Source organism: Actinoalloteichus caeruleus DSM 43889 (assembly GCF_000429185.2).
Taxonomy (GTDB): domain Bacteria; phylum Actinomycetota; class Actinomycetes; order Mycobacteriales; family Pseudonocardiaceae; genus Actinoalloteichus_B; species Actinoalloteichus_B caeruleus.
This window is the reverse complement of record NZ_AUBJ02000001.1, coordinates 3,403,900-3,416,506: the sequence shown is the minus strand read 5'-3', so window position 1 is coordinate 3,416,506 and position 12,607 is coordinate 3,403,900. Positions and strand designations below refer to the sequence as shown.

Here is a 12,607-nt window from a genome sequence, read left to right as displayed (position 1 = left end):
CCGGCCCCGGCCCGCCGGGCGACGGCGAGGCGGTCGACGCAGTAGCGTCGGCGGGGAGTGGGCCCGGGCGGGGCATTCGGAGGGGACGGGCCGCGAGGTCCCGGTCCGCCGCCTCCAGCCACCGGGTGATCGCGGACACCACGGAACCTGAGAGGGTGGCGGTATGGCTGACCGGCTGGCGAACGCGACGAGCCCCTACCTGCGGCAGCACGCCGACAACCCGGTCGACTGGTGGCAGTGGGGGCCCGAGGCGTTCGAGGAGGCACGACGCCGGGACGTCCCGGTGCTGCTGTCGGTCGGCTACGCCGCCTGCCACTGGTGCCACGTGATGGCCCACGAGTCCTTCGCCGACCCCGAGGTCGCGGAGCTGATGAACCGGCTCTTCGTCAACATCAAGGTGGACCGCGAGGAACGCCCCGACGTGGACGCGGTGTACATGGAGGCCACCCAGGCGATGACGGGTCACGGTGGTTGGCCGATGACCTGTTTCCTCACCCCCGAGGGTGAGCCCTTCCACTGCGGTACCTACTACCCGCCGACACCCCGGCCGGGACTGCCCTCCTTCCCGCAGCTGCTCCGCGCCGTGGGGGAGGCGTGGGCGGAGGACTCGGCGCGAGTCAGGACGGCCGCTGCCGACATCGTGGCCAAGCTCGCCGAGTACGGCGGGCCGCTGCCCGAGGCCCCGGTGAACGAGGAGGTGTTGGCCCGGGCCCGCACCGCCGTGATCGCCGACGTCGACACCCGCCACGGCGGGTTCGGCGGCGCCCCGAAGTTCCCGCCGTCCATGGTCCTGGAGTTCCTGCTGCGCCACGCCGAACGGACCGGCGACGAGGGAGCCCTGGCCGTCGCGCTCTCCACCGCCGAGGCGATGGCAAGGGGCGGTATCTACGACCAGCTCGCCGGCGGCTTCGCCCGGTACAGCGTCGACGCGCGGTGGGAGGTGCCCCACTTCGAGAAGATGCTCTACGACAACGCGCTGCTGCTCCGGGCCTACGCCCACCTGCACCGGTTGACCGACTCCCCGCTCGCGAGGCGCGTGACCGAGGAGACAGCGTCCTTCCTGCTCCGCGAGCTGCGCACCCCCGAGGGAGGGTTCGCCTCCTCGCTGGACGCCGACACCGACGGCGTCGAGGGGCTGACCTACGTCTGGACCCCCGAACAGCTGCGGGCCGAGCTGGGGGAGGACGCGGAATACGCGGCCTCCGTCCTCGCGGTCACCGAGGAGGGCAACGTCGAGGGTGGCGCGTCCACGCTCCGGCTACCCCGTGACCCGGAGGACCGCGACCGCTTCGAGCGGGTGCGAGCCCGGCTGTGGGCGGCCCGGAACGGCCGCCCGCAACCGGACCGGGACGACAAGGTGATCACCGGGTGGAACGGGATGGCGATCGCCGCGCTGGCCGAGGCGGGCGCGGCGCTGGACGAACCGTCCTGGGTGGCAGCCGCCGAGGAGGCCGCAGGGCTCCTGCTGGACCTGCACCTCGCCGACGGGCGGCTGCTGCGCGGCTCCCGGGACGGTGTCGCCGGGGCGGCCCTGGGTGTGCTGGAGGACCACGGCTGCCTGGCCGACGGACTGCTCGCCCTCCACCAGGCCACCGGTACCCGGCGATGGCTGACCGAGGCGCTGGGACTGCTGGACGCCGCGCTCGCGCTGTTCCAGGACGAGGAGGCGCCCGGCCGGTTCCACGACACCGGCGACGACGCCGAGGCCCTCGTGCGCCGTCCCTCCGACCCCGGTGACAACGCCACCCCGTCAGGCGCGTCCTCGCTGACCGGCGCCCTGCTCACCGCCTCAGCCCTGGCCGGCCCCGAGGCCGCCGGGCGTTACCGGGAGGTGGTCGACCAGGCCCTGACCCGCCACGGGATGCTGGCCGAACGCGCCCCCCGGTTCGCCGGGCACTGGCTGTCGGTGGCCGAGGCGGTCGCGGCCGGACCGGTGCAGATCGGCCTGGTACTCGCGCCGGATGACCCGCGCGGCCGCGAGCTCCTCGCGGTGGCCCGCCGCCACGCACCGGGTGGGGCGCCCGTGGTGGCGGCGGTGGCCGGTCACGACGGGACCAGCCCGCTGCTCGCGGGCCGTGGGCTCGTCGGCGGCCAGTCCGCCGCCTACGTCTGCCGGGGCTACGTCTGCGACCGGCCGGTGACGGGGGCCAGCGAACTGCGGGACCTGCTGCTCTCCGCCCGGGAACACTGAGACGGGTCGTGCGCCGGAGTGGCAGCGCCAATCGGTTGGCGTGACGTCGGAACAGCCGGGAGCGGCCACTGGATGGCGTGCGCCGCCTCGGGCCCAGGACCGTGTCCCCGCCGGTAGCGGACCATGCCTCGCTGGGTGGCGGGCACGTTCACGGCCGCGTCGCGCGTACCCGCCGGGACAGACCACCGAGCACGGTGACCACGGAGGGCCGGGTCCCGTCCAGCGTGGGGATGGCGGCGGACGGTCGGAGCTGTTCATTGATCTTCACAGGAGGGGGCTTCCCTTGCTAGCGTGAGGCGGTCGCGTGTGGTGTCCGCGACGCGCTGGGTGTCGAGTGGAGGAACCTCCCGTTGCCGGGAGGAGCCACGACGTACGACCCGCGCGCAGCCGCTTTCCGGGGGCGGTGACTCGTGCCCCTGGAGGTCGTGGTTGAGGCGAAAGCGACTGGTTTCCCGTCCCGCGATGGAGGATGCCCACCCCCGCAAGAACGATGTCGTCCCGGACCGCCGTTCCGATGACCCCGCACTCGATGCGGCGACCTCGGGGTGGGGTACCACCCTGAGGTACGCGCTCCTGCTCCTCGTGCGACGGGGGAGCGTCGGTCTCGGCGCGCTGTTGTTGCTCGACTTCGCGCACCGCAGCGGTGTGTTGTGACCGCTCGGGGCGGTGGGGGTGCGGTGGGGCCGCGGGGGCTCGTCGCGCCCCCGCGCGGCCCCTCAGGCGTAGAGGACGAGCCAGATCGCGACGTAGTGGGAGAGCGCCGCGAGGGCCGTGGCGGCGTGGAAGAACTCGTGGTACCCGAAGGTCTCCGGCCAGGGGTTGGGCCACCGCGTGCCGTAGAACACCGCGCCGAACGTGTAGAGCAGGCCGCCGACCAGTAGCAGGGCCACGGCGGCGACGCCCCCGACCTCGGCGAGGTCGGGGATGACGAAGACGGCCACCCAACCGAGTGCGACGTAGATCGGCACCCCGAGCCACCGAGGCGCGCGCGGCCAGGCGAGTTTGAGCACGACGCCCCCGACCGCCCCGCCCCACACCACGGCGAGCACCAGGCGCCCGGTGTCCGGAGGCAGGGCGAGGAGGGTGAACGGGGTGTAGGTGCCGGCGATGAACAGGAAGATCATCGAGTGGTCCAGCCGCTTCATCCACAGCCGGGCGCTCGCGCTGACCCAGTTCCGGCGGTGGTACAGGGCGCTGACGCCGAACAGGCCGAGCACGGTGATCGTGTAGACGGTGGTGGAGAGGGCCGCCCGGGCGCTGACCGTGGTCGCCGCCAGCACGATCAGCGTCACGCCGGCGCCGATCGAGACCAGGAACGACCAGAAGTGGATCCAGCCGCGAGCACGCGGCTTCGGCGGTACCGGTGGCGGGGCGATGCCGTTCGTAGCGGTCACGCTCCCGAGGTTACGGCACCGTAGGTTACGCGTCAGTAGCGAGTTCCCCGTGGCGGGGACGTCGGGGCCACCGGGTCCTCGGCTGGCGAGCGGTGCAGCACGTCCGGCACGTTCACCGGCCGGGGCCGGTCGGTAGGCTCGTCCCGTGGGTGTGCTGACTCGGACACGGGACGTGGTCTACGGGGTCTACGAGTGGCGGCTGAGGAAACACCTCGCCGGTCTGCCCGCTCCCCGCCACGTCGGGGTGATCCTGGACGGCAACCGGCGGTGGGCGCTGGAGGCGGGCTTCGCCGATATCAGCGACGGCTACCGGGCCGGGGGCCGGAAGATCGCCGAGCTCCTCGACTGGTGCGCGGAGGCGCGGGTCGAGCTGGTCACGCTCTTCATGCTCTCCAGTGACAACGCGAACCGCCCCAGGGAGCAGCTCCAGCCGTTGCTCGACGTGATCGCCGACGTCGTGGACCAACTCGCCGAGCCGACGAACCCGTGGCGGATCAGGATCGTCGGCGCGCTGGACCTGCTGCCCGCCGACACCGCGGCGCGCTTCTCGGCGGCGGAGACCAGGACGAGGGACCGCGACGGGGTCGCGGTCAACATCGCCGTCGGCTACGGGGGGCGGCAGGAGATCGCCGACGCGGTGCGCAAACTGCTGCACGACCGCGCGGACCAGGGGGGCTCACTGGAGGAACTGGCGGACGAGCTCAGCGCCGACCACATCACCCGGCACCTCTACACCTCGGGGCAACCCGACCCGGACCTGGTGATCCGGACGTCGGGCGAGCAACGGCTCTCCGGGTTCCTGCTCTGGCAGTCGGTCTACTCGGAGTTCTGGTTCAGTGAGGTGCACTGGCCGGAGTTCCGGAGGGTGGACTTCCTGCGCGCGCTGCGCGACTACGCCAACCGCCACCGCCGCTTCGGTTCCTGAACCCGCGCGGGGCGCGGCCGGTGCGGCTGGGGGGAGCCGGCCCGCCCGGGGTGCCGGTGACCCGTTCGCCCGAGTTCGGCGCGGGATCGGTGACGCCCAACCCCCGGACAGGCGAAGGGCGCCCGGATCGCTCCGGACGCCCTCCGGGGGCAACGCCGAGGCGTTACCTCACTTGCCCGCTTCGATCTCGACCTTGTTGTGGTCCAGGATCGGGGCGTTGGTGCAGTCGTTGATCTGCGGCGAGGCAACCGGAATGATCACGCCGAGGACCGCGACGTTGTTGCCGCAGAGCTGGATCGGCAGCACGCTCAGGTTGTTGTCGTTCAGAATGTTGATGCCGTCGTTGTCGTAGCTGTCGGCGCTCGCGACGGGGGCCAGCATCATCAGACCGGCTGCGGCGCCAGCCACAGCACCTGCCTTCTTCATCACGATGTTCTCCTCAGGGTCGTGTGTTTCGGGAGTCCCGGTGCGCTGTTGCTCGCGGCCCACAGCTGAGCGCTGCGCGAGCAGTCATCCCTTGCGGGACGACGGTCCCCGTGCTGGACGCGCCCGGCGTCGTGCCTGGGGTTCCCGCCTCGTCGGAACTGACCTGCAGGTTGTTCCGACAGCTCCTCCGCGGGCGTTTACGGTCTCCGAGCCACTCCCGGCGACCAGCTTCGACAAGGACATCCCGACTCCTTCTCCTCCGCCTTCCGGAACACGCCGTGGTGCACTGTGGCCCGAACCGGAATTCGGGTCTGGTGGGGCGTCGGACGCCTTTCGGAGGGAAAACTAACAGGGGGTCCCGCGAATCGAAAACCGGATCACACCATTGAGTGAGAAACAGTTTCATGTTATTCGGGTTCACCTCGTCGATGGTCATCCTGAAGGGTGAAAATAGGGGGAATATCGAGGTTCACTCGGATAAGCAAAATTCCAGCTCACGGCCTCGTGCGGTGATCACTCCGTGTGGTCGCCACAGGTAGGACGTGGGGGGACGGGTCCTGATGGGAGGGTCTCCATCTGCTAAGAGACCCGCCGACGGCACCCTCGGTCGTGACCCGCGCCCGCTCGGCGGCGGCGCACCGCCTCCGGCGCATGTGACGAGTCGCTACCGTGGTTCGGCCTCGGGGCAGGGCGTGCCGCTGAGGACTCGCGCTCCACTCCGGAGCGGTCCTCGGGCGGTCCGCCCGAGACCCCGGATCGCCTCACCGAGTGGTTCCGGCGGCGGTGGTTGATCCGCCCGAGGCGAGTCGACCGCCGACAAGCGCACCCGCTGCCGCGGGTGTTTCACCTGTTCGGCCCTGGACAACGGGCGAGGGGCGCGTGGTGGGACCGCACGTAGCGTGCGGGTTTCCGTTCACTGAATCACCTGCCTGGCTGCCTGTCACAAAGCTGTGCGCTTAGGTAGCGTCCGGAAGCGGTGGGTCGTGTCGGAGGCGGCCTGCCCCGGGAGGCCCTAGTCGTGGCAGTGATCGGTACGGCGGTGGAACCGTTCGTCACGAGCGCGGGGCCGGCAGCCGGCCCGGTCGGCTCGCGGCGGCGTTCGCCCGACGGCGTCACCGACGGCCACCTCTGGGCGGGCCCGGCCCAGCGACGTGCGGCCGCGTCCGCGTGGCCGTGAGGGAGTTGCCGTGACCGCACCCCGTACTTCGAGGCGATCCTCCAGCCGTTCCACCACCCCCGGCGCCGACGCGCCGGAGGCGGGTCCAGCCAGCACCCGGTCCACCCGGTCCCAGCCGAGCCGCGCCACCGGCCGCCGAAGGACCAGCACGACCAGGACCGGGACGGGAACGGCCTTCGTGCTCGACACCTCCGTCCTGTTGTCCGACCCGTGGGCCGCCACCCGCTTCGCCGAGCACGCGGTGGTGCTGCCCCTCGTGGTCATCAGCGAGCTGGAGGCGAAACGGCACCACCCCGACCTCGGGTGGTTCGCGAGAGAGGCCCTGCGGCTCCTGGACGACCTCCGGTCACGGCACGGTCGTCTCGACCAGCCCGTCCCCGTGGGGGACGACGGCGGGACGCTGCACGTGGAGCTGAACCACTCCGACCCCCAGGTGCTCCCGCCGGGTTTCCGCACCGACTCGAACGACACCAGGATCCTGGCCTGCGCCCTGAACCTCGCGGCGGAGGGACGCCGCGTCACCCTCGTCACCAAGGACATGCCGCTCCGGGTGAAGGCCGCCGCCGTCGGACTGCCCGCCGACGAGTACCGGGCGCAGAACGTCACCCCGTCAGGGTGGACCGGCACGGTCGACCTCGAGGTGAGCGCCGAGGAGGTCGACGAACTGTTCCGGGCCGGGAGCGCCGACCTGGAACAGGCACGCGAGCTGCCCTGCAACACCGGGCTCCGGCTGCTCGCCGGCACGGCGAGCGCGCTGGGCCGGGTCACCCCGGACAAGCAGGTGAGACTGGTCAGAGGTGACCGGGAGGCGTTCGGACTGCACGGGCGTTCCTCCGAGCAGCGCATCGCCCTCGACCTGCTGCTCGACCCCGACATCGGGATCGTCTCCCTCGGGGGCCGGGCCGGAACCGGCAAGTCCGCGCTCGCGCTCTGCGCGGGGCTGGAGTCGGTGATGGAGCGCCGACGGCACCGCAAGGTCGTGGTGTTCCGGCCGGTGTACGCCGTGGGCGGTCAGGACCTCGGCTACCTGCCCGGCACCGAGAACGAGAAGATGTCCCCCTGGGGGCAGGCGGTGTACGACACCCTCGGCGCCCTGGTGAGCCGCGACGTGATCGACGAGGTCACCGACCGGGGGATGCTGGAGGTCCTGCCGCTCACCCACATCCGAGGGCGCTCACTCCACGACTGCTTCGTGATCGTGGACGAGGCGCAGTCGCTGGAGCGGAACGTCCTGCTCACGGTCCTGTCCCGGTTGGGCAGCGGTTCCCGTGTCGTGCTGACCCACGACGTCGCCCAACGGGACAACCTCCGGGTGGGCCGCCACGACGGGGTCGCCGCCGTCATCGAGAAGCTGAAGGGGCACCCGCTCTTCGCGCACATCACCCTCACCCGTTCCGAGCGGTCGCCCATCGCGGCGCTGGTGACCGAGATGCTGGAGGTCGACGTCGCCTGACGGGACGGCGGCGGGCGCTCAGTCCAGCGCCCGCCGCCGGAACCCGGCGACGCCCAACGCCCCGAAGAGCAGGCAGGACAGCACGAGCACCGGAAGGCAGACGGCGAGCGGCATGTGCGGGACCTCCGGGGCCAGCTCCGCCCGCATCCCCTCGCTCGCGTAGGTCAGGGGGTTCAGCACGCAGATCCACTGGAACCACGGCAGCCGCTCCAGGGAGGGCCACGGGAACTGCGTCGCACCGGTGAAGATCAGCGGGGTCAACACCACCGCGAACAGCACGTTGATCCGCCTCGGCGGCACCGCGGTGCCCATGACGAGACCGAGGGAGGCACCGGCGAGCGCGCCGAGCACCAGCACGACGACCGCCACCGGCAGCCCGCTCGTCCGCCACGAGATCCCGCCCAGCACCAGCGCCCCGACCGGGATCATCAGCAGGGCCGCCACCAGACCGCGCAGCGCCCCGAACACGATCTTCTCCACGGCGACGAGCGCGACGGGCATCGGCGCGAGCAACCTGTCCTCGATCTCCTTGGAGAAGCTGAAGTCGAGCACCAGTGGCAGCGCCGTGTTCTGGAACGCGCCGAGGAAACCGTTGAGCGCGACGATGCCGGGCAACAGGACCTGGACGTAGTCACCCTGCACGTAACCGAGGTCGGCGAGCACCTTGCCGAAGATGAACAGCAGGAAGAAGGGCTGGATGAGCACCTGGGCGAGGAAGGAGGGCAGCTCACGTCCCGTGACGAAGACGTCCCGCCAGAGCACTGCCAGGAAGGTCCGCGCCGCGACCCGGTGCCGACCCGCTGGCCCAGGCGCCGCCACCGCCCCGCCCGCCGAGCCGCTCACCGCAGCTCCCGACCGGTGAGCTGGATGAACACGTCCTCCAACGTGCCCCGACCGATCGACACGTCCGACACCGTGCCCCCGGTCGCGGCCACCGCGCCCAGCACGGTGGGGAGCACGCCCGTCGGGTTGGCGTCGAGGTAGACGCGCAGCGCGCACGTCCGGTCCCCCGCCCGACCGGGGGCCGCCGGCGCGATGCCCTCGCCCGGCCCAGCCTCGGGCGCCTCCCGCCCGGGCGACTCGGGGGCGTCCCCCAGCCCCGCCGCATCCCCCGCCTCGTCCCGCGCCCGGTCGACGTGCTCGACCCGCAGCACCGACGGCACCCTGGACACCGCGTCCACCAGGCCACGGGGGTCGGCTCGCCCCGGTTCCACCACCAAGGTCAGGGTGTTGCTGCCGGGCAGCGAGGAGGTCAGGCCGGCCGGTGTGTCCAGGGCCAGCAGGCGGCCGTGGTCCACGATCCCCACCCGGTCGCACAGCTTGGCGGCCTCGGCCATGTCGTGGGTGGTGAGCACGACCGTCACGCCCTGCCCCCGCAGGCTCAGCACCCTGTCGTGCACGAACAGGCGCGCCTGGGGGTCCAGCCCGGTGGACGGTTCGTCGAGGAACATCACCCGTGGCTCGTGCATCAGGGCGCGGGCGATCATCAGCCGCTGGGACTGCCCGCCGGAGAGCTTGTCGACCAGACCTCGGCGGTGGTCGGCCAGGCCCATCCGTTCCAGCAGCTCGTCGGCCAGTCGGTTCCTCCTGGCGCGGGGGACCCCGTGGTAGGTGGCGTGGAACAGCAGGTTCTGCCGGACGTTGAGGGAACGGTCGAGGTTGATCCGCTGGGGGACCACCGCGAACAGTTGTCTCGCTCGTTCGGGGGAGCGGACCACGTCCACCCCCTCGACCTCGGCGCGGCCGGAGGTCGGTAGCACCCGGGTGGTCAGGACGCCGACGGTGGTGGTCTTGCCCGCTCCGTTGGGGCCGAGCAGGCCGAACACCTCACCGTGTTCGACGGTGAACCCCAGTCCGTCGACGGCCCTAGTGGGCCGTCGACGGTACTGTTTGACCAGGTCAACGACCTCGACAGCGTTGCCCATCCCGCCAGGGTAGGACGGTGCCCGGTGCTCGGCGACCGCTGCGGCCGGCCCTGTTCACCAGCCGGCGGGCAGCGGGCGACCCTCCGCGAAACCGGCTGGGGGAGTTCGAGGACGGGACGGACGTTGACCTACGGAGATCCGTTACGAACGCGGTTGCGGTGGCCCGCCACGCGCCCGGTTGGCGGCCCCGCCGGGTGCTTCGGCAGGGGAGGCGGGTCACGCGGACTTCAACACCTGGGTAAGGCGCGAGCGCGACTCGGCGGCACCGGTGACGTCCGCGCGCCTGCCCAACGCCCTGCGGATTTCGGCCAGGTCGTCCTTCGCCCGCCGCGATTTCAGGGGTGCCTCCGCGCTCAGCGCTCGCTCACCGTGGATGAGTCCTTGACTCGCGTCGCCAACGTTGAGTTCGAGGATGGCGAGCTTCCCCAGGGAGAACGCGCGTGCGCGGGCCTGGGTTGGCGAACAGCGGGCGATGGACCGGCGCACGCGGTCACGCGCGTCGTCGATGTGGGCAGGAGCAACGAGAACCAGGGCAACCGATAGCAGGAGGAGGGAGCTACGTGAGCTGGCATCACCTACCGGAGCACGTGCGGGACGTGGTGCGAACGCACCTCGGGCCCGTGGTGGCCGCACACCCGGTTCGTGCGGGGCAGTCCGCCGACGTCGCCAGCGTACTTGGCACGGCGGCCGGGCCCGACGTGTTCCTCAAGGCCGTGCGCGGGGTGTCGAAGCGGATGCGGTGGCTTCGCAACGAGATCACGGCCGCGCCTCTGACGGGCGGTCTGGCCCCCGCCGTGCTGGTGGCCGAGGACGTTGGGGAGTGGTTGGTGGTGGTGTTCGAGCATGTGCCCGGACGCGCCGCGAATCTCTCCCCGGGGTCCCCGGACCTGCCTTTGGTGGCTGAGGTGGTCAACCGCATCGGCCAGCGGCCGGGTTCGGGGCTGAAGCCGCTGCGCGTTCGGTGGGGTGTCACGGACTGGTGGTACCGGCTGGCAGCGGAAGCACCCGATGCGGTGGTCGGGTGGGACACGGACGAGGCTGTGCGATGGGCCTCCCGGTTCCCCGGGGGAGCGGAGGGGGATCGCCTCGCGCACACCGACCTACACGGTGAACAGTTCCTGATCGAGGCGAGTGTCGTGCGAGTGGTGGACTGGGGTTATCCGGGGTGCGGCGCGGCCTGGGTGGATCCCGCGTTCCTGGTGCTCCGGCTCGTCGAGGCCGGGCACACCCCGCACGAGGCCGAGACGTGGGCACGCACCCATCTGTCGCATTTCGTCGACGACGAGCGCCTGACCGCGTTCGCCACGCACATCGCCGGGCTGTGGGGCTACTGGGCGGTGACCGGGGACATCTCGGGAGCACACGGTCGAGCGCGCCTCGCACGCGACTATGCCAGCTGGCGGCTCGCTCTCACGCGCGGTGAGTAACACGCCTCCGCCAGCTGAGGCCGACGGCGAAGTCGTTCCGCCGCGCCCGGGACTGGGTTGTCGCCGAGTCTCGAGTACCGCATTCCCCGGTCAAGCGCCTTCGACCCCGCTGCCCATCCCGCCAGGGCACGGCGCCCTCCCCTCCTCGGTGATCGCCGTATCGAGGAGGGGAGGAGCGCACCGGGCGGCCGCGTCCGCTCACCAGCCGGCGGGCAGCGGGCGTCCCTCCGCGAAACCGGCGGCCGACTGCACCCCCAGCAGGGCTCGTTCGTGGAACTCGGGCAGCGTGCGCGCGCCCGCGTAGGTGCAGGCGGAGCGGACCCCGGAACTGATGGCGTCGAGCAGGTCCTCGACGCTCTCCCGGCGGGGTTGCAGCAGCATCCGAGAGCTGGAGATGCCCTCCTCGAACAGACCCTTCCTGGCACGTTCGAAGGCGTCGTCGCTCCGGGTGCGAGCGGTGACGGCCCGCTTGGAGGCCATGCCGAACGACTCCTTGTAGGCACGTCCTGTCTCGTCGTAGCGCAGGTCACCCGGCGACTCGTAGGTCCCGGCGAACCAGGAGCCCACCATCACCGAGGACGCCCCGGCGGCCAAGGCGAGGGCGACGTCCCGGGGGTGGCGCACGCCCCCGTCGGCCCAGACGTGCCGGCCGAGTTCGGTCGCCGCCGCCACGCACTCCGCCACGGCGGAGAACTGCGGCCGGCCGACGCCGGTCATCATCCGGGTCGTGCACATCGCCCCAGGGCCGACCCCGACCTTGATGATGTCCGCGCCAGCCTCGGCGAGATCACGGACGCCAGCGGCCGTCACCACGTTCCCGCCGACCACGGGCACCGGCGGGTCCAGCGAGCGAACCGCGCGCAGGGCGTTGATCATCTTCTCCTGGTGACCGTGGGCGGTGTCCACGACGAGCGCGTCCACCCCCGACTCCACCAGCGCGGAGGCCTTCGCGGCGACGTCCCCGTTCACACCCACGGCCGCCGCGACCCGCAACCGGCCCTGGCCGTCCAGCGCCGGCCGGTAGATCTCCGAGCGCAGCGCGGCCTTCGCCGTCAGGACCCCGGCGAGCCTCCCGTCGGCGTCCACGGCCAACGCGGCCTCGGCGGTCCTGCCGTGCAGTCGGTGGAAGACCTCCCGAGGAGGGGTGTCGATCGGGACGACCACGATCTCGTCGTCGGCCACCTGGCCCACCCGGGTGAACCGGTCGACCTCGGCGCAGGCCGCCTCGTCCACCGTCCCGATGGGGCGGTTCTCCTCGTCCACGACGACCACCAGGCCGTGGGCCCGCTTGGGGAGCAGGTTGATCGCGTCCGCGACGGCGTCCCCGGCCCGGAGCACCAGCGGGGTGTCCCACACCGGGTCCCGCCGCTTGACCCAGCTGACGATCTCGCTGACCGCCTCCGGGGCCACGTCCTGGGGCAGGACCACGAGGCCGCCGCGGCGGGCGACGGTCTCCGCCATCCGCCGACCGGCCACGGCCGTCATGTTGGCCACGACGAGGGGCAGTGTGGTGCCGGTGCCGTCGCCGGTGGACAGGTCCACGTCGAACCGGGACTCCACGTCGGACCGGTTGGGCACCAGGAAGACGTCGTCGTAGGTCAGGTCGTGACTGGGGTGTTGTCCGTCGAGAAACCGCACTGTCGAAGCGTACGGGGACGACGCGGGAAAAAGCAGGTGCGCGCGGGCCGA

10 protein-coding genes are annotated in these 12,607 nt (G+C 71.9%); 5 read left to right on the top strand and 5 right to left on the bottom strand.

Going from position 1 to position 12,607, the window contains the following annotated elements; all coding sequences use genetic code 11:
- Positions 1-163 precede the first annotated feature (163 nt).
- Entirely contained in the window at positions 164-2,191 is a 2,028-nt protein-coding gene (locus G443_RS13145) for a thioredoxin domain-containing protein (protein ID WP_026417358.1), read from the top strand.
- A 462-nt stretch (positions 2,192-2,653) separates the two neighbouring features.
- The gene (locus tag G443_RS13140; protein ID WP_026417357.1) at positions 2,654-2,845 is read left to right on the top strand and encodes a hypothetical protein; all 192 of its coding nucleotides are present in this window, start codon (positions 2,654-2,656) and stop codon (positions 2,843-2,845) included.
- Positions 2,846-2,907: 62 nt separating this feature from the next.
- On the opposite strand, the gene trhA is transcribed toward G443_RS13140, so the two are convergent.
- Positions 2,908-3,585, bottom strand: coding sequence for a PAQR family membrane homeostasis protein TrhA (trhA, locus tag G443_RS13135; RefSeq protein WP_103055748.1), 678 nt, complete (start codon positions 3,583-3,585; stop codon positions 2,908-2,910).
- 145 nt (positions 3,586-3,730) lie between these two features.
- On the opposite strand from trhA, the gene G443_RS13130 reads away from it, so the two are divergent.
- The gene (locus G443_RS13130) at positions 3,731-4,510 is read left to right on the top strand and encodes an isoprenyl transferase (protein ID WP_026417355.1); all 780 of its coding nucleotides are present in this window, start codon (positions 3,731-3,733) and stop codon (positions 4,508-4,510) included.
- A 168-nt stretch (positions 4,511-4,678) separates the two neighbouring features.
- On the opposite strand, the gene G443_RS13125 is transcribed toward G443_RS13130, so the two are convergent.
- The gene (locus G443_RS13125) at positions 4,679-4,936 is read right to left on the bottom strand and encodes a hypothetical protein (protein WP_030147009.1); all 258 of its coding nucleotides are present in this window, start codon (positions 4,934-4,936) and stop codon (positions 4,679-4,681) included.
- A 1,187-nt stretch (positions 4,937-6,123) separates the two neighbouring features.
- On the opposite strand from G443_RS13125, the gene phoH2 reads away from it, so the two are divergent.
- Positions 6,124-7,566 carry an RNA 5'-3' helicase PhoH2 gene (phoH2, locus tag G443_RS13120; RefSeq protein WP_081715203.1) on the top strand — a complete coding sequence of 481 codons (1,443 nt, stop codon included), beginning with the start codon at positions 6,124-6,126 and terminating at the stop codon, positions 7,564-7,566.
- 18 nt (positions 7,567-7,584) lie between these two features.
- On the opposite strand, the gene G443_RS13115 is transcribed toward phoH2, so the two are convergent.
- Complete coding sequence (locus G443_RS13115; protein WP_081715202.1) at positions 7,585-8,409, bottom strand: ABC transporter permease; 825 nt, start codon at positions 8,407-8,409, stop codon at positions 7,585-7,587.
- Positions 8,406-9,491 (bottom strand): ABC transporter ATP-binding protein, encoded by a 1,086-nt coding sequence (locus G443_RS13110; RefSeq protein WP_026417351.1) that lies wholly within the window; start codon positions 9,489-9,491, stop codon positions 8,406-8,408. The genes G443_RS13115 and G443_RS13110 overlap by 4 nt, the downstream gene beginning before the upstream one ends.
- 560 nt (positions 9,492-10,051) lie before the next feature.
- Between G443_RS13110 and G443_RS13105 the strand changes: the two genes are divergently transcribed.
- Positions 10,052-10,918, top strand: coding sequence for a phosphotransferase family protein (locus G443_RS13105; RefSeq protein WP_026417349.1), 867 nt, complete (start codon positions 10,052-10,054; stop codon positions 10,916-10,918).
- 198 nt (positions 10,919-11,116) lie between these two features.
- Here G443_RS13105 and G443_RS13100 read toward each other — a convergent pair whose 3' ends face one another.
- Positions 11,117-12,556 carry a GuaB1 family IMP dehydrogenase-related protein gene (locus G443_RS13100; RefSeq protein ID WP_026417348.1) on the bottom strand — a complete coding sequence of 480 codons (1,440 nt, stop codon included), beginning with the start codon at positions 12,554-12,556 and terminating at the stop codon, positions 11,117-11,119.
- Positions 12,557-12,607 lie beyond the last annotated feature (51 nt).